General features: G+C 70.8%; 13 protein-coding genes and 1 rRNA gene. 9 read left to right on the top strand and 5 right to left on the bottom strand.

The window, feature by feature from the left end; genetic code table 11:
• The first annotated feature begins 516 nt into the window (after positions 1-516).
• Positions 517-1,380, top strand: coding sequence for a G8 domain-containing protein (locus tag KCH_RS45905; protein WP_341865356.1), 864 nt, complete (start codon positions 517-519; stop codon positions 1,378-1,380).
• Positions 1,377-2,711 carry a hypothetical protein gene (locus KCH_RS08265; RefSeq protein ID WP_035860782.1) on the top strand — a complete coding sequence of 445 codons (1,335 nt, stop codon included), beginning with the start codon at positions 1,377-1,379 and terminating at the stop codon, positions 2,709-2,711. Before KCH_RS45905 ends, KCH_RS08265 begins: the two co-directional genes overlap by 4 nt.
• 188 nt (positions 2,712-2,899) lie before the next feature.
• Here KCH_RS08265 and KCH_RS08260 read toward each other — a convergent pair whose 3' ends face one another.
• Positions 2,900-3,790, bottom strand: a complete 891-nt coding sequence (locus KCH_RS08260; protein WP_084223377.1) for a sirohydrochlorin chelatase — start codon at positions 3,788-3,790, stop codon at positions 2,900-2,902.
• Between the two features lie 348 nt (positions 3,791-4,138).
• Between KCH_RS08260 and KCH_RS08255 the strand changes: the two genes are divergently transcribed.
• Positions 4,139-4,375: a DUF397 domain-containing protein gene (locus tag KCH_RS08255; protein ID WP_035860779.1), complete on the top strand. Its 237-nt coding sequence runs from the start codon at positions 4,139-4,141 to the stop codon at positions 4,373-4,375.
• Between the two features lie 152 nt (positions 4,376-4,527).
• Here the strand turns inward: KCH_RS08255 and KCH_RS08250 are convergent, their stop codons facing one another.
• Complete coding sequence (locus tag KCH_RS08250) at positions 4,528-5,049, bottom strand: ATP-binding protein (RefSeq protein WP_051652880.1); 522 nt, start codon at positions 5,047-5,049, stop codon at positions 4,528-4,530.
• Positions 5,050-5,467: 418 nt separating this feature from the next.
• Between KCH_RS08250 and KCH_RS08245 the strand changes: the two genes are divergently transcribed.
• A complete protein-coding gene (locus KCH_RS08245; protein WP_208865931.1) occupies positions 5,468-6,334 on the top strand; it encodes a helix-turn-helix domain-containing protein in 867 nt (288 codons plus the stop codon).
• A 270-nt stretch (positions 6,335-6,604) separates the two neighbouring features.
• On the opposite strand, the gene KCH_RS08240 is transcribed toward KCH_RS08245, so the two are convergent.
• Positions 6,605-8,068, bottom strand: coding sequence for an MFS transporter (locus KCH_RS08240; protein ID WP_244305234.1), 1,464 nt, complete (start codon positions 8,066-8,068; stop codon positions 6,605-6,607).
• A gap of 88 nt (positions 8,069-8,156) precedes the next feature.
• On the opposite strand from KCH_RS08240, the gene KCH_RS08235 reads away from it, so the two are divergent.
• Complete coding sequence (locus tag KCH_RS08235; protein ID WP_035860774.1) at positions 8,157-8,576, top strand: MarR family winged helix-turn-helix transcriptional regulator; 420 nt, start codon at positions 8,157-8,159, stop codon at positions 8,574-8,576.
• Between the two features lie 56 nt (positions 8,577-8,632).
• On the opposite strand, the gene KCH_RS08230 is transcribed toward KCH_RS08235, so the two are convergent.
• Complete coding sequence (locus KCH_RS08230; protein ID WP_035860771.1) at positions 8,633-9,580, bottom strand: M56 family metallopeptidase; 948 nt, start codon at positions 9,578-9,580, stop codon at positions 8,633-8,635.
• Between the two features lie 168 nt (positions 9,581-9,748).
• The gene (locus KCH_RS45900) at positions 9,749-10,195 is read right to left on the bottom strand and encodes a DUF5134 domain-containing protein (RefSeq protein WP_425268889.1); all 447 of its coding nucleotides are present in this window, start codon (positions 10,193-10,195) and stop codon (positions 9,749-9,751) included.
• A gap of 517 nt (positions 10,196-10,712) precedes the next feature.
• On the opposite strand from KCH_RS45900, the gene KCH_RS08220 reads away from it, so the two are divergent.
• The 4 genes from KCH_RS08220 (at position 10,713) to KCH_RS08205 (ending at position 16,079) form a co-directional block, all read left to right on the top strand.
• The gene (locus KCH_RS08220; protein WP_035860768.1) at positions 10,713-12,113 is read left to right on the top strand and encodes a DUF6421 family protein; all 1,401 of its coding nucleotides are present in this window, start codon (positions 10,713-10,715) and stop codon (positions 12,111-12,113) included.
• Positions 12,110-12,874, top strand: a complete 765-nt coding sequence (locus KCH_RS08215) for an SDR family NAD(P)-dependent oxidoreductase (protein ID WP_035860767.1) — start codon at positions 12,110-12,112, stop codon at positions 12,872-12,874. Before KCH_RS08220 ends, KCH_RS08215 begins: the two co-directional genes overlap by 4 nt.
• Entirely contained in the window at positions 12,871-13,953 is a 1,083-nt protein-coding gene (locus tag KCH_RS08210) for a threonine aldolase family protein (protein ID WP_208865930.1), read from the top strand. Before KCH_RS08215 ends, KCH_RS08210 begins: the two co-directional genes overlap by 4 nt.
• Positions 13,954-14,560: 607 nt before the next feature.
• Positions 14,561-16,079: ribosomal RNA gene (locus KCH_RS08205) — 16S ribosomal RNA — on the top strand.
• Positions 16,080-16,154 lie beyond the last annotated feature (75 nt).

Raw genomic sequence — 16,154 nt, 5'->3', positions numbered from 1 at the left:
ATTCGGGCCGGACGTTGCCCGGCCGCGCACGCCTCTCGGCGCGCACGGCTTCACCCCAAGCCCCGGACCGGTCCGTGGACCTGCCCAGGGCGACTTACCTGGTTCCCCCGCCCCTGCCGCGGTGCGTTTCGCATGAGCCGGCCCACCCGGCGGCAGGACTCGGCGTTCCGGGAGAGCTGGGTCCGTGTGTCCACGAACGTGGGCAGGAGATTAAGCGGATTTAAGGAGGATTCGCAAATGCCTGTGACGGGCATCACCAGCTGCGAATAACGCGATCAAGGAATTCCGGACGAACTCCGCTGCGAATGGCGAGAACTGGGCGGCCGTCAGGCAATCGGCGATCTTGTGTCCGTTTTAGGGTGTTATGCAAGGCGGTGAGGGAATATTCGCCTTGGTGGGTATTTGATCTCGGACTTCGAGGCCGGTTTGCGGGTGAATGTCCCGTTCTGCTCCGGGCGTTGGGCGCGCACCACCGGCGGACACCGAATTCCATTCCGCGCCTGACGCTACGTCATAATGCTTAACCCGCACGGAAGTCGCGTAATTCCGTTCCGGCCGCCGCCTATGCTGCCCCCGACGATTCGGAGTCCCTGCGCGCGTTCGGGAGGCGGCCATCGTGGAGCACTGGGAGAACGGGCGGCACCGGCGGCCGTCGGTCGGACGGCGGCGGATGCTGACCTGGCTGGCGGTCGGAACGGTGACCGCGGTCGGCGGGGGAGTGGTGCTGCGCCAGTCGCTCGCCGGAGCGGCGGAGGAAGCCGCCCCGCCACCGCCCGGCGACGGCGCGACGGGCCATCAGCACCCCCGCGCCGTCCCCGCCGCGTCCGGCCCGCAGCCGACCCCGCCCCGCCGCCGGTCGACGACAACGGACGCAAGTGGTCGGACGCCAAGGGCTGGGGCGGCAAGCCCCCCGGCCCGGGCAGCGCCGTGCGGATCACCGACAAGGTGGTGCTGGACACCGACGCCCGGATCGGCTCGCTGCTGATCGACACCGGCGGCTCGCTGGTCTTCGCCAAGGACAGGTCGCTCACCCTGGAGAGCGGCGGCAACGTCGAAGTCCGCGGCACCCTCGCCCTCGCCCCCGACCAGGCGCACACCCACACCCTGCGCTTCCCCGACATCGACGAACGCCGCTTCCGGGGCGGCGGGACGACCGTCGTCGACAGCGACACCGGCCTGTGGGTCACCGGCCAGGGCTACCTCCGGCTCGACGGCGCACCCCGCACCGCCTGGGTGCGGGCCGCCGCCGACCTCAAGGCCGGCGACACCACGCTGCGCCTCGCCGCCGCCCCCGACGGCTGGCAGCCGGGCGACGAACTCGCCGTCACCCCGACCGCCCGCCCGACGCCGAGTCCTTCTCCACCTCCTACGACCTGGTGACGGTGCAACGCGTCGACGGCCGCAACGTGGTGCTGACCGCACCGCTCCAGCACGCCCACCCGCGGGTCGGCGTCGGCGGCGGCGCGAGCTTCGGCGCCGAAGTGCTCAACCTGAGCCGCAACGTCCGGGTCGAAGGCACCGAACAGGGCCGCGCCCACGTCCACCTGACGTCCAGCCGCCCCGCCGACGTCCGGCACGCGGAGCTGCGTCGGCTCGGCCCGCGCACCACCGGCAAGGACAGCTGGAACGGACAGCCCGTCACCGAACCCGTGCTCGGCCGGTACGGGCTGCACTTCCACATGCTGCTCGACACCTCGCGCGGCACCGTGGTCGAGGGCGTGGTGGTCCGCGACAGCGGCAGCCACGCGTTCGTGCCGCACAACAGCCACGGCATCACCTTCCGCGGCTGCATCTCCCACAACACCTGGGAGGACGCGTACTGGTGGGACGGCCCGATCGACACCCGCACCCCGCAGGGCCCGTCCGACGACATCGGCTACCTGGGCTGCGTCGCCTCCCGCACCGTCTTCGAACCCAACCCGCGCGGCTACCGGCTCACCGGCTTCAGTCTCGGCGCCGGTACCGGATCGACCGCGCGGGACTGCGTGGCCGTCGGCGTGCAGGGCGCCACCGGCGCGTCCGGCTACGAGTGGCCGGAGACCGCCGAGGGAGTGTGGACGTTCGAGAACTGCCTGGCGCACAACAACCTGGAGAACGGCGTCTTCGTCTGGCTGAACGCCGAACACCACCACACCGTCACCGGGTTCGTCGCCTACCACAACGGCGGCTGGGGCATCGAGCACGGCGCCTACCTCAACGACTTCGACTACACCGCCTCGGTGCTGTACGGCAACGCGGCCGGCGGCATCGCCGTGCACGCGCTCGGCCGCGACAAGGGCACCGTCTTCGACGGGCTGCTGATCGACGCCGCCGGACACTCCGACTACGCGGTCGCCACCCTCAAGCACCAACTCGACGGCGAACAGGTCACCCTGAGCCGCAGCCGGCTCACCGGCTACCGCAAGGCCGGGGTGGCGTTCCGGGCCACCGCCGACGGCAAGCCCGACGACATCGCCGTGCTGGACTGCGAGTTCGGCGACGGCCCCGAACTCTGGCTCGACCCGGACGCGCCCGCGCCCAAGCAGATCCTGTTCCGCAAGGCCGGCCAGTCGGCAACCGTCGCGCTCACCAAGCCCGGCCCCGGAGTCGCCCCCGGACCGTGGAACGCCGCCACCGCCCCCGCGACCGCGCCCACCCCGCCCCGTCAGCTCGCGCTGCCCGCACCGAAGTTCACCGACAGCGCGCCGCGCACCGGGCGGGTCACCGGCTGACGCACCCGCGGGACCAGCACGACGGCTGGAACAGCACGAGGGCCGGACTAGCACGGGCGGGAGGCCGGCGTCGCCGCGGACCGGAGCGCCCGACGGGCCGGGCCGCCGCTGCCGGGAAACGGAAAGCGCGACGGGCGGGAGCGCGTCGATGCGCTGCTCCCGCCCGTCGCGGTCCTGGGTTCGGCGCGTCAGCGCGCCGCGTGCGCCCCCGGGGTGGTGCGCTCCTCGGCGGCGGCGGCCTCCAACTGCTCCGGGGTCGGCTCGGGGAGTGCGGCCAGGTAGCTGGACGCGATCAGCTGGGCCACCGTCGGGTAGGCGCCGATCGGGGCGGCGCTCGGGCAGCCGGTCTCCTCGGCGGCCGTGGCCAGCAGCTCCGGGTCGGCCTCCGGGCCGATCACCAGCGGGGCCAGCGCCGGGCGTTCGCAGCCCGTCGCCTTCAGGTGGGCGACGGCGGCGGCGATCGACCCCGGCACGTCCAGCGCGGCCGGGACCACCGGCACGGCGAGCCGGGCGGCCAGCAGCACACCGGTGATGCCGGCGGAGGCCGCGGCCTCCTCGCCGCCGGTGGTGGTCAGCACCACGCCGTCGGCGGCGGTGGCGATCGCGAACAGGCGGGCGCGGTCGGCGCGGGCCAGGTCCGCCTCGGACAGCCGCACGTGCACGGCCTCGGCCAGCAGCGGGTGCGGGCCCAGCGGGTCCAGCACCCGGGCGCCGGTCTCGGCGGCCAGCTTGTGCAGCTCCGGCAGGAACTCGTGCGGGCCGGGCACCAGCGGCAGCACCACCGGCGCGGGCAGGCCCGACTCGGCCGCGGCGTTCAGCAGGTCGGCCACCGTCGGCGCGTCCTCGCCGCCCAGGTAGGCCGCCGTGGCCTCGATGCCCGGCTGGTCCCCGCGCACGACGGACAGCAGCTCGTCGACGACCGGGCGGGTCTCCGGCCCGGCGAAGGCCGGAATCGCCAGCACCAGGGCAGGCGAACCGGCCATGATCTCGGGGCGCTCGGGACGGCGGTGGCGCCCCCGCGCACGGGAGCCTGGCGTACGGACGGGCAGTGGCGCGCCCGGGATGGCTGCGGTGCTCATGCGCCAGATCGTAGGACATTGCCCAGCGTGCCTTGCAGCCGGATGCCGACAGTGGGCGGCAATCCGCCAGGAAGTGACGGTCATCACAGCGTCGGAAGTGACTGGCTGTGAGGCGCGGGAACCGCGGTGATGATCGACAACGTGCTGACGGCTGTGTGCGGACGGTCATGGAGTGACTGCCGTTTCGCCCGGCTGTGTCCGCTTACGCACCGTCAATTGCAGTGCTGTGGAGACTTGGTGACGGCATTGGCACGTTCTTCTGCACGGGCTATTTCCCATGCTGATGCACGTGCAGCCGAGCTATCATCACGTCAAGTGAGGCATTCGCCAGGGTCTGGGGAGAATTCAATGGGTGAGGCGTACAACGGCATTGCGGCAGCGGACCTCGACGTGGTCTGGCAGAAGAGCCGCTACAGCAACTCGAAGGGCAACTGCGTGGAGTTCGCCCCGCTGCCCAACGGCGAGGTCGCGATGCGCAACTCGCGCTTCCCCGACGGGCCCGCGCTGGTCTACACCCGCGCCGAGATCGACGCGATGCTGCTCGGAGTGAAGGACGGCGAGTTCGACCACCTCGGCACGCCCTGACGCGATGTCAGACCCCGTACACCCGGGCCGTCGTGGGAGAACCCGCGACGGCCTTCGTGTTGTCCGGTGCGCGGACGGTGCAGGGGAGGAGAAGGAGGGCAGAGGGCGCCCCGGTCGGACCCGCGGCGCCGTCGGACCTCAAGCGTCGGCCGTCACGCCGAGCGGCGGTGCCGGCCGAGGTTGGGCAGCGGCGGCTCGGCGGCCTCCGGCAGTTGCGCGTCGAACAGCGCCCACACCACCTTTCCCGCGCCCGCCAGCGGGTGCCAGCCCCAGGAGCGGGAGAAGGAGTCCACCAGGTGCAGGCCGCGGCCGGACTCGGCCACGAAGTCCGCCTCCCGCGCGATCGGACCGACGCTGGACGGGTCGCTCACCGCGCACACCACCTGCGGGGCCCGGTGCACCAGGCTGATCCGGATCGGCAGCGAGCCGGCCGCGAGCTGCGGCGTCGTCTGCGTCGGGACGAGGGAGGGCTCGCGCTGGCCGAGCGCGTGCCGCAGCGCGTTGGTCACCAACTCCGAGGCCACCAGCGCCACATCGTCGAAGAGATCCCCCAGGCCCCAGCCCTCGAGGGTCGTCCGCGCGAACTCCCGCGCGGTGCGTACGGCTTCGAAACGGGGAGCGAGTGTGCAGCTGACCACATGGGGGTCGGTCGCCAGGGCCGTACCGGTGCTCATGAAGAGCTCCTCCCATAAGGGGGCGGACACGGCGGGACCCACCGGGGTCATGCCGGTCACCTCCGACTCGCTCGGCCGCTCTGCCGCCGCGCCCGACCGCTGCGCGCACACGCAAGTACCCAGCGACGCACGGGCGTTGCCGGGACGGGTGTGCGGTATCGCGCAAGCTGTCGACGCGGAGCCCGCGGGGTTGCCAAGGGCGTGCAAGTGCACGTGCACCATGGTCCTCTGCGCTCACGGCAGATGCAAGAGTCGATTCACGTGCAGTCGTGCGATTGGCATATGCATGCACCGGATGCACGTGCAAGATGGTGCCTGCGCGTCAGAACCGATAGCCCTGCGCACCACTATCGGCACTCAGTGCGCCCAAGTGATGGCAGACTGTGCAACTGGTCTTTCCCAGTGGAGGTTTGGTCAGATGACCGCAGTGCAGCCCGGCGGGGGCTCGATGGTGCGCCGCATCCTCCTCGGCTCACAGCTCCGCCGGCTCCGTGAGGGCTGTGCGATCAGCCGCGAGGACGCCGGCTACGCGATCCGCGCCTCGGAGTCCAAGATCAGCCGGATGGAACTCGGCCGCGTCTCCTTCAAGGAGCGCGACGTGGCCGACCTGCTCAGCCTGTACGGCCTGGCCGGCGGCCCCGAGCGGGAGACCCTGCTCGCCCTGGTCCGCGAGGCCAACAAGTCCGGCTGGTGGCACAGTTACAACGACGTGCTGCCCAACTGGTTCCAGACGTACATGGGTCTGGAGGAGGCCGCCGCGCTGATCCGCACCTACGAGGTGCAGTTCGTCCCCGGCCTGCTCCAGTGCGACGAGTACTCCCGGGCGATCTTCGCGCAGAACCGGCCCGCGCTCGCCGACGACGAGATCGAGCGCCGCGTCGCGCTCCGCACCCGGCGGCAGAAGCTGCTCACCGAGGGCCGCGGACCCAAGCTGTGGGCCGTCATCGACGAGGCGGCGCTGCGCCGCCCGGTCGGCGGGCCCGAGGTGATGCGCGCCCAGCTGGAGCACCTGGTGGAGTTGGCGCAATTCCCCAGCGTGGTGCTGCAGGTGATGCCCTTCCGGTTCGGCGCGCACGCCGGTGAGAGCGGCGCGTTCTCGGTGCTGCGCTTCCCCGAGCAGGACCTGCCGGACGTGGTCTACCTGGAGCAGCTCACCAGCGCCCTGTACCTCGACAAGCGCGACGACGTCGACGAGTACCTGCAGGTCATGGAGCGGCTCTGCGTGGACAGCCTGACCCCGCAGCAGACCCTCGAACTGCTCCAGGGCATCCTCAAGAACCAGTGACGGCAGGGGCCGGCGGGACGGCCCCGGACGGCTGGGGCCGGCGGTGAGCGCGGGCCCCGCCCGCCCGGCCGCAGTTCGGTATCGGCGGCGCCGAACGGGATTGACCGGGGACCGGCAAGCTGCCATGGTGACTGCTCCGCCGTCCATCCGGCCCGCCGGGCCCGGCACGGACAGCGCTCCGGCTCCACCAACACGGGGGTTTGGTGGAGCCGGCTCCGACGCCTCGTCAGGCGGCCGCTCGCCGGGCGGGACCGAGCGGCCCACGGGTGCTCAGCGCTCCGACAGCACCTCCGCCTCCAGCGGCGCGTACCGGTAGTCCGGCACGGAGACCGGCTCGGGCTTGCGGCGGGCGGTGCGCAGCGCGCCGGTCAGCGCGACCAGCAGGCCGAGCACGGTGGCGCCCGTCACCAGCACCAGGGCGGGCCGGTAGCCCGCGAGTTGGGCGTGCGCGTCCGTCCCGCCGCCGGTGCCCGCGGTGAGCACGGCGGTGGTGGCGGCCAGCACGATCGCGCCGCCGACCTGGAGCGCGGTGTTCACCAGCCCCGAGGCGAGGCCCTGTTCGTCGTCGGACACGCCGCTGGTGGCCGCCACGTTGACCGACGGGAAGGCCAGCGCGAAGCCCGCGCCGATCAGCAGCATGCTCGGCAGCACCAGGCCGGCGAAGCCGCTGTGCTCGTCCAGCCGCAGGAAGAGCGCGTAGCCGACCGTCATCGACGCGACGCCGACCGGGAGCACCCGCTCCGGACCGAAGCGGTCCAGCAGGCGGCCGACCGAGCCGGCCGACAGGGCGACGATCGCGCCGCCCGGCAGCAGGCCGAGCGCCGTCTCCAGCGCGGACCAGCCGAGCAGCCGCTGCAGGTACAGCGTGGCCACGAACTGGAAGCCCGCGTACGCGCCCATCAGCGTCAGCGCCGTCAGGTTCGCCCGGCGGACGCCCGCGCTGCGGAAGATGCCGAGCCGTACCAGCGGGTGCGCCGTGCGCGCCTCGATCAGCAGGAAGGCCGCGGCCAGCGCCGCCACCAGCAGCAGCGAACCGAGCGTGCGCAGCGACAGCCAGCCCGCGCCCTGCGCCTCCGTCACCGTGAACACCAGCAGCAGGACGGCGGCGGTGCCGGTGATCGCGCCCGCCACGTCGTACCCGCCGGAGGCGCGCTGCTCGCCGTGCTGACGGGGCAGCAGCTTCACGCCGGCCAGCAGCGCGGCGAGCGCGATCGGGACCGGCATCAGGAACGTCAGCCGCCAGCCGGCCGAGGTCAGCAGCCCGCTGATGACCAGGCCGAGCGAGAAGCCGGCGGCGGAGCAGGTGGTGTAGATGGACAGCGCGCGGTTGCGGGCCGGGCCCTCGGCGAAGGTGGTGGTGATGATGGAGAGGCCGGCCGGGGCGGTGAACGCGGCACTGACGCCCTTCAGGAAGCGGGCGCCGATCAGCAGCGGGCCGCTGTCGACCAGGCCGCCGAGCAGCGAGGCGCCGGCGAACACCGCCAGGGCGACCAGGAACACCCGGCGACGGCCGAGCAGGTCGGCCGCGCGGCCGCCGAGCAGCAGCAGGCCGCCGTAGCCGAGGACGTAGCCGCTCACCACCCACTGCAGGGCGGAGTCGGACAGATGCAGGTCGGCGCCGATCGAGGGCAGGGCGACGCCCACCATCGAGACGTCGAGGGCGTCCAGGAACATGGCGGCGCAGAGCACCACCAGGGCGCCCCAGAGGCGTGGGGTCCATCGCGTGTCGGTCATGGCACCGTACGCTACATGCATATGCATGGGATGCAAGTGCATTTAATGTAGCCGCAACAGATGTGCATGCATGTGGTAACGTGGCGGCGTGACCGACCTAGATCCGGACCATGACCCGGCCGCCGAGACGGCGCTCACCCAGCAGTGGCGCGCCGTCCTGGCCAGCCATGCGGTCACGTCCTGCGCCATAGACCGCGAGCTCGGCGACGCCTTCGGCATCGGCGTCAGCGAGTTCGAACTCCTGGAGCGCCTCTGGGAGTTCGAGCAGGAGGAGCACCAGTCCGGCTCCCGCGCCCAGGTGCTCTCCGGCAGCGTCCACCTCAGCCAGAGCGCGTTCTCCCGGCTCGTCGCCCGGATGGAGAAATCCGGCCTGGTGCAGCGCTCGCTGTGCGAGAACGACCGCCGGGGCATCTTCGTCGCGCTCACCGACGAGGGCCGCGAGCGCTACCGCAAGGCCCGCCCCGTGCACCGCCGCATCCTCGCCGAGACGCTCCCGCCGCAGGGCTGATCCGAACCGGCCGGGCCGAACCGACGGAGCGCCGGCCCCGCGCGGGGCCGGCCCGCTCAGAACAGCGTCGACAGCCCCGGCGCGGCGGCCAGCAGCGCCGCCGCCACCGGGGCGGCCAGCGCCGCCAGCGTCCAGCCCAGCCGGGCCCGCCGCGGCAGCCGCGGCTCGCCCAGCAGCAGCCGGTCCACCCGGGCCGGCGACTGCGCCAACTGCCGCGGCGGGCAGGACGCGAACACCTCGCTGTTCAACTCCGCCAGCGCCAGCGCGGTGGTCACCCGCCCGTGCCGACGGGCCGCCCGGTCGTCCGCCGCCAGCTCCACCAGCACCGCCACCTGGTCCCGGAACTCGGAGAACACCCCGACCCCCGGGAAACCGGTGGCCAGAGCCTGCGAGCACTGCGCCAACCAGTGGTGCCGGGCCCGGACATGACCCCGCTCGTGGCTCAGCACCGCCGCCAGCTCCCGGTCCGACAACTGCTGCAGGGCTCCCGTGGTCACCACCAGCCGGGCCTGCGGCCCCGGCAGCGACCAGGCCTGCGGCCGGACGTTCTCCAGCACCACCAACGGCTCCCGCGGACGCCGCCGCCGCGGCAGCAGCGAAGCCGGCAACTCGGGCGCGCGCCGCACCAGTTGGGCATGCCGGTGATCACGCTCCGCACGCGCCGACCGGATCTCCCGGGCCAGCGACAGCGCCGTCCACAGCCCGCCCGCCGCCAGCACCGCGGCCGACAGCCGGCCCCAACCCTCCAGACCCGCCAGGCCGTACGCCTCCGCGACCCCGGCCGGCGCACCCGAGAACACCACGTCCCGCCAGGCCGGCAGCGCCGCGGCGCTCGCCAGCAGCAGGCTCAGCACGCAGCACAGCAGCACCGCGACCACCAGCATCTGCCACACCAGCAGGGCCAGCACCGGTTCTCGCTCGGGCCAGCGGGCCCGGGCCAGGCGGCGCGGCGCCACGGTGGCGAGCAGCAGTCCGAGCAGCAACAGGCTCAGCAGTGCCGTCATGGCAGGGGGCTCCCGAGGAGGGACACGGTGCGCGGCGGTGCGCTTCCCCCCAACCTATGCCGCCTCACGCCGACGCGGAACGGCCGGGCCGCCCCAGTGACCAAGACCACGTCCCCGCACGGTTTCCGACGGACCGTCAGCTGCCGGCCGGCCGCCGCGCACCGGCACTCACATGGTCAGCAGCATCGCGAACATCCCGATCCCCATGCCCGCCCGGCAGGCCCGCAGCAGCGGCGCCGCCACCGCCGCCCCGTCCGCCGGGATCAACCGGCTGCCCTCCCACAGCGCGTACCCGCCGAAGTACACCAGCAGCACCCCCGTCACCATCGGCAGCCCGCCCGGCGCCCCGTGGTGCCCGGCATGCCCGCCGCCCGGACCGCCCGCCATCGCCAGCGCCATGTACGCCATCGCCAGCGCGCCGATCCCGTGGTGCAGCCGGTGCGCCCGCAGCGCCGTCCGCGCCCGGCCAGCGCACCCGCCAGCAGCACAGCCGCCAGCAGCGCGTACGGCCAGCCCCAGGCCACCCCCGGCAGCAGCGCCATCCCCGCCATGCCCAGGCCCATCGCGGCCTCCAGCACGTCCGACTCCCGCCGGGCCGGCGCACCGTCCCCGCACGACGCGCCGGCCCGCCGGCCGCGCCGCGCCCGCCACCCGTAGTAGCCGCCGCTGCCCGCGGCCAGCGCCGCCAGCAGCCAGTTCACCAGCGCCGGACCGTGCATCGCCGTCTCCTTCGGCCGGGTGTTCGCACCCACCCACGATCACCGAAGCCCGGGCGGGCGCAGCAGGCGCAAACGGGGGCGCACCGAGGCGTTGGCGGGCCTGCGGCCTGCGTGGGGAGAGCACGCCGGAAGTGGCCGGGCGCGGCCGCCCGGGGCAGGGCGGCGGCCGGAGCGCCGGCGCCGCGGCACGGGCGCGGAGCGGGCCTGCGGCCCCGGTGGCGGCCCGTTCGGGGCGGGCAGGGTCGGGCGTACCGGAACCGACGCCGGATGTGTCCGTTTCATCCAACGCGGCGGGAAGCGGGGGCGGTGGCGCTACGAACTGGAGTGTCCGCCGTCAAACTGGTCTTGAGCCGGAGAACCTTTCGCACTTAACGTGGTCTTGTCGAAATAACTCCTGTCGAAGTGAGCCTGTGATGCAGAATCTTTCGCCGACGCTCGCGGCCGCGGGCGACGCCCCCACTGCCGGCCTCGCCACGCACCCGGCCTGGCTGCGCCTCAAGGACGCCGTCGAGGCCCTCCGGCCCCTGCAGTCCAAGGACGGCTCGATCGACCTCGCCGCCACCCCCCGCACCACCGTCGACCCCCTGGTCGACACCGTGCAGGGCGCCGTCGCCGAGCTCGCCCCGCTCTTCCCGCACGACGCCGAGTACCTCGCCGCCGTGCAGGCCGACCTCGGCAAGTGGGCCGACACCGGTTACCGGGAGCCCGACTTCCTGGACTCGCTGCTGGCCTTCCGCCCCAACGAGCACCGCGTCGACGGCATCGGCCACCTCGTGGTCTTCCCGATGTACACCCAGAACGGCAACCCGGACCGCAACCTGGAAGCCGTCCTGCTGAAGGTCGTCTGGCCCGAGTGGATCGCCGAGCTGGAGAAGACCCGCTTCGACAACCCCGGCTACCTCGGCATCACCTTCGAGGACTTCACCGCCGGCTACGACACCAACTCCGCCGTGCTCTTCCCCGAGACCGTGGCCGTCCGCGAGGCGCCGGAACGTTTCACCTGGGGCGGCATCTTCTGCGACCGCGAGGCCGCCCGCTTCCGCACCGTCTCCACCAGCGCCGTCCGCCAGCTCGGCCTCGACATCCCCGCCGACGCCGAGAGCCTGCTCCAGGACCAGGACCGCACCCAGCAGACCTTCGTCCTGTGGGACCTGGTCCACGACCGCACCCACAGCCACGGCGACCTGCCCTTCGACCCGTTCATGATCAAGCAGCGCAGCCCGTTCTGGATGTACGGACTCGAAGAGCTCCGCTGCGACCTGAACACCTTCAAGGAGTCGGTCAAACTCGAGGCCGAGGGCTTCAGCCAGGGCCGCGACGTCCAGTACGCCATCCTCTTCGACCGGATGTTCCGCTTCCCGGTCAGCGGCGACCGCGTCCGCAACTACGACGGCATGGGCGGCCAGCTGCTCTTCGCCTACCTGCACAAGCACGACGCGCTGCGCTGGCGCGACAACCGGCTCACCTTCGACTGGTCGCGGGTCGCCGAGGTCACCAACCAGCTCTGCGCCGAGATCGAGACCCTCTACCGCGACGGCATCGACCGCCCCAAGACCGCGCACTGGATCGCCGCCTACCAGCTGGTCTCCCAGTACCTCACCCCGCACCCCGCCTCGACCTGGGCCAAGGGCCCCGAGGCGCTCCCGCTCGACCTCGCCGAGGACAAGGCGCTGCGCAAGGCGCTGTGCGACGCCGTCCACCCCGACGAGTTCCCGCTCAGCATGTTCTACGAAGCCCTGTCCAAGAAGCTCAGCCGCGTCATCGCCGGCACCAAGGGCATCACCAGCGCCGACGTCGAGGAGATCGCCGCGTGACCACCGCCCCCCGCACCGCCCGCCCGCTCGACGGCAAGGTCATCGCCGTCGCCGGAGCCAGCGGCCCCGCCGGCCAGGCCACCCTGCGCCGCCTCACCGCCGACGGCGCCACCGTGATCGGCGCCGACATCGACCAGCAGCGCCTCGACAAGGCCATCGACGGCATCCGCACCGCCGTCCCCGGCGCGCGGATCACCGGCCAGGTCATCGACCTGCTCGACCCGCAGGAGGTCCACGACTGGGCCGACCACCTCGAAGCCGAGCACGGCCACGTCGACGGCCTGTTCCACCTGGTCGGCGGCTGGCGCGGCAGCAAGACCTTCTTCGAGACCCGGATAGACGACTGGGACTTCCTGCACGACACCGTCGTGCGCACCCTCCAGCACACCTCGCTGGCCTTCCAGCCCGCCCTGCTGCGCAGCCCCGCCGGCCGCTACGCGATGGTCTCCGCCTCCGCCGCGCACAAGCCCACCGCCGGCGGCGCCGCGTACGCCGCCGCCAAGGCCGCCACCGAGGCCTGGACCCTCGCCATGGCGAACTCCTTCGTGAAGGAGACCACCGCCGAGGACGGAACCCCCACCGCCGCAGCTGCCATCCTGGTCATCAAGGCCCTGGTCAGCCCCGAGATGCGTGCCGAGAAGCCGGACGCCAAGTTCCCGGGCTTCACCGACACCGCCGACCTGGCCACCACCCTGGCGGGCCTCTGGGACCGCCCCGCAGCAGAACTGAATGGACAGCACCTGTGGCTGACAGCCCGATGACCACCCCCTTCGGCCCGACCGACGCGGTGCGGCACCACGACCCCGCCGTGCGCGGCTTCGCCAGCGACAACTACGCCGGCGTCCACCCCGAGATCCTCGCGGCGATAGCCCTCGCCAACGACGGCCACCAGGTCGCCTACGGCGAGGACCAGTACACCGAGCACCTGCAGACCGTCTTCCGCCGTCACTTCGGCGACCGGGCCGAGGCGTACCCCGTCTTCAACGGCACCGGCGCCAACGTGGTCGCCCTGCAGACCCTGCTGCCCCGCTGGGGTGCGGTGATCGCCGCGGCGAGCGCGCACATCAACGTCGACGAGTGCGGCGCGCCCGAGAAGATCGCCGGGATCAAGATCCACACCGTCCCCACCCCCGACGGCAAGCTCACCCCCGAGCTGATCGACCAGCAGGCCTGGGGCTGGGGCGACGAGCACCGCGCCCAGCCGCTCGCCGTCTCCATCACCCAGTCCACCGAACTCGGCACCCTCTACACCGTCGAGGAGGTCCGGGCGATCTGCGAGCACGCCCACGAGCGCGGCATGCTCGTCCACATGGACGGCTCCCGGCTCGCCAACGCGGCCGCCTCCCTCGGCGTCCCGTTCCGCGAGTTCACCACCGACTGCGGAGTCGACGTCCTCTCCTTCGGCGGCACCAAGAACGGCCTGCTGCTCGGCGAGGTCGTGGTCGTCCTCAACCCCGAGCGGGTCCGCGACCTCAAGTACCTGCGCAAGATGTCGATGCAGCTCGCCTCGAAGATGCGCTTCGTCTCGGTCCAGTTCGAGGCCCTCCTCACCGGCGACCTCTGGCTGCGCAACGCCGGCCACGCCAACGCGATGGCCCTCCGCCTGGAGGCCGCCGTCCGCGAGATCCCCGGCGTCACCGTGGTCCGCCCCGTCCAGGCCAACGCCGTCTTCGCGATCCTGCCGCGCGAGGTCAGCGAGCGCCTCCAGAAGCGCTACCGCTTCTACTTCTGGGACGAGCACACCGGCGAGGTCCGCTGGATGGCCGCCTTCGACACCACCGAAGCCGACATCGACGCCTTCGCCGCCGCGATCGCCGAGGAGATGGGCCGCCAGGCCTGACGCCTCCTCCTGCTCCATGACCGACGGCCGGTTCGGAAGACACCTTCCGGGCCGGCCGTCGGCGTGTTTGCACCTGGCGCGGATCCGGCGTAGTGTTCACTGGTCGCTCGGCTGGGAGCACCGGACACGCATCTGTGTGGACGGTCCCGGGGCGGCCAATCCCTTGAGAACCAACCGGTTGATCCGTGACGGGTCGCGTCCTTTTCGCGTCTCCGTTCGTATTTGCTGTGCGCGTTTTTGGAGATTGCGGCGGATTCGCTTTTCGGAGCGGGGATCGGCTAGAGTTTGAAACGTCGGACGGGCCGTCAGGTCACAGAAGACAACAGCGAGTCGGATCGAAACTCCGGAAAACGGAGCGGAAAACATCTGATAAGCTGGAAACACGAAAGAACGAAGCGCCCGGAGGGCCGATCGGAAGATCGCTCGAAGGAAGCGTCCGTTCCTTGAGAACTCAACAGCGTGCCAAAAGTCAACGCCAGATATGTTGACATCCCCGGCCGGTCTTGATGATCGGTTGGAGATTCCTTTATGAAGTAACACTAGCGAGGACGCAGTGCGCAGGACCGCCCTTATTCCGGTGGTTGCTGTGCCGCTCCCCGTGGAGACATTCACGGAGAGTTTGATCCTGGCTCAGGACGAACGCTGGCGGCGTGCTTAACACATGCAAGTCGAACGGTGAAGCCCTTCGGGGTGGATCAGTGGCGAACGGGTGAGTAACACGTGGGGAATCTGCCCTGAACTCTGGGACAAGCCTTGGAAACGAGGTCTAATACCGGATACGACCTTCTCCCGCATGGGGGTTGGTGGAAAGCTCCGGCGGTTCAGGATGATCCCGCGGCCTATCAGCTTGTTGGTGGGGTAATGGCCTACCAAGGCGACGACGGGTAGCCGGCCTGAGAGGGCGACCGGCCACACTGGGACTGAGACACGGCCCAGACTCCTACGGGAGGCAGCAGTGGGGAATATTGCACAATGGGCGAAAGCCTGATGCAGCGACGCCGCGTGAGGGATGACGGCCTTCGGGTTGTAAACCTCTTTCAGCAGGGAAGAAGCGCAAGTGACGGTACCTGCAGAAGAAGCACCGGCTAACTACGTGCCAGCAGCCGCGGTAATACGTAGGGTGCGAGCGTTGTCCGGAATTATTGGGCGTAAAGAGCTCGTAGGCGGCCTGTCGCGTCGGATGTGAAAGCCCGGGGCTTAACCCCGGGTCTGCATTCGATACGGGCAGGCTGGAGTGTGGTAGGGGAGATCGGAATTCCTGGTGTAGCGGTGAAATGCGCAGATATCAGGAGGAACACCGGTGGCGAAGGCGGATCTCTGGGCCATTACTGACGCTGAGGAGCGAAAGCGTGGGGAGCGAACAGGATTAGATACCCTGGTAGTCCACGCCGTAAACGTTGGGAACTAGGTGTTGGCGACATTCCACGTCGTCGGTGCCGCAGCTAACGCATTAAGTTCCCCGCCTGGGGAGTACGGCCGCAAGGCTAAAACTCAAAGGAATTGACGGGGGCCCGCACAAGCAGCGGAGCATGTGGCTTAATTCGACGCAACGCGAAGAACCTTACCAAGGCTTGACATACACCGGAAACGGCTCAGAGATGGGCAGCCCCCTTGTGGTCGGTGTACAGGTGGTGCATGGTTGTCGTCAGCTCGTGTCGTGAGATGTTGGGTTAAGTCCCGCAACGAGCGCAACCCTTGTTCTGTGTTGCCAGCGAGTAATGTCGGGGACTCACAGGAGACTGCCGGGGTCAACTCGGAGGAAGGTGGGGACGACGTCAAATCATCATGCCCCTTATGTCTTGGGCTGCACACGTGCTACAATGGCCGGTACAAAGGGCTGCGATGCCGTGAGGCGGAGCGAATCCCAAAAAGCCGGTCTCAGTTCGGATTGGGGTCTGCAACTCGACCCCATGAAGTTGGAGTTGCTAGTAATCGCAGATCAGCATGCTGCGGTGAATACGTTCCCGGGCCTTGTACACACCGCCCGTCACGTCACGAAAGTCGGTAACACCCGAAGCCGGTGGCCTAACCCGTAAGGGGAGGAGCCGTCGAAGGTGGGACCAGCGATTGGGACGAAGTCGTAACAAGGTAGCCGTACCGGAAGGTGCGGCTGGATCACCTCCTTTCTAAGGAGCACATGGCCGCTTGCGAGCGAATGTCTCGCACGGTTGCTCATGGGTGGAACGTTGACTATTCGGCAC

Source organism: Kitasatospora cheerisanensis KCTC 2395 (assembly GCF_000696185.1).
Classification (GTDB): Bacteria; Actinomycetota; Actinomycetes; order Streptomycetales; family Streptomycetaceae; genus Kitasatospora; species Kitasatospora cheerisanensis.
Note: the sequence above shows the minus strand (reverse complement) of the source record. Positions and strands in the feature narration are given on the sequence as shown.

What these genes read in the sequence shown, in the direction of transcription:
- KCH_RS08255 (WP_035860779.1), top strand. Translation starts at nt 4,139, where the DNA reads ATGGGTGAGGCGTACAACGGCATTGCGGCAGCGGACCTCGACGTGGTC.
- KCH_RS08230 (WP_035860771.1), bottom strand. Translation starts at nt 9,580, where the DNA reads ATGACGGCACTGCTGAGCCTGTTGCTGCTCGGACTGCTGCTCGCCACC.
- KCH_RS08220 (WP_035860768.1), top strand. Translation starts at nt 10,713, where the DNA reads ATGCAGAATCTTTCGCCGACGCTCGCGGCCGCGGGCGACGCCCCCACT.
- KCH_RS45905 (WP_341865356.1), top strand. Translation starts at nt 517, where the DNA reads ATGCTTAACCCGCACGGAAGTCGCGTAATTCCGTTCCGGCCGCCGCCT.
- KCH_RS08240 (WP_244305234.1), bottom strand. Translation starts at nt 8,068, where the DNA reads ATGACCGACACGCGATGGACCCCACGCCTCTGGGGCGCCCTGGTGGTG.
- KCH_RS08210 (WP_208865930.1), top strand. Translation starts at nt 12,871, where the DNA reads ATGACCACCCCCTTCGGCCCGACCGACGCGGTGCGGCACCACGACCCC.
- KCH_RS08250 (WP_051652880.1), bottom strand. Translation starts at nt 5,049, where the DNA reads ATGAGCACCGGTACGGCCCTGGCGACCGACCCCCATGTGGTCAGCTGC.
- KCH_RS08260 (WP_084223377.1), bottom strand. Translation starts at nt 3,790, where the DNA reads ATGAGCACCGCAGCCATCCCGGGCGCGCCACTGCCCGTCCGTACGCCA.
- KCH_RS08245 (WP_208865931.1), top strand. Translation starts at nt 5,468, where the DNA reads ATGACCGCAGTGCAGCCCGGCGGGGGCTCGATGGTGCGCCGCATCCTC.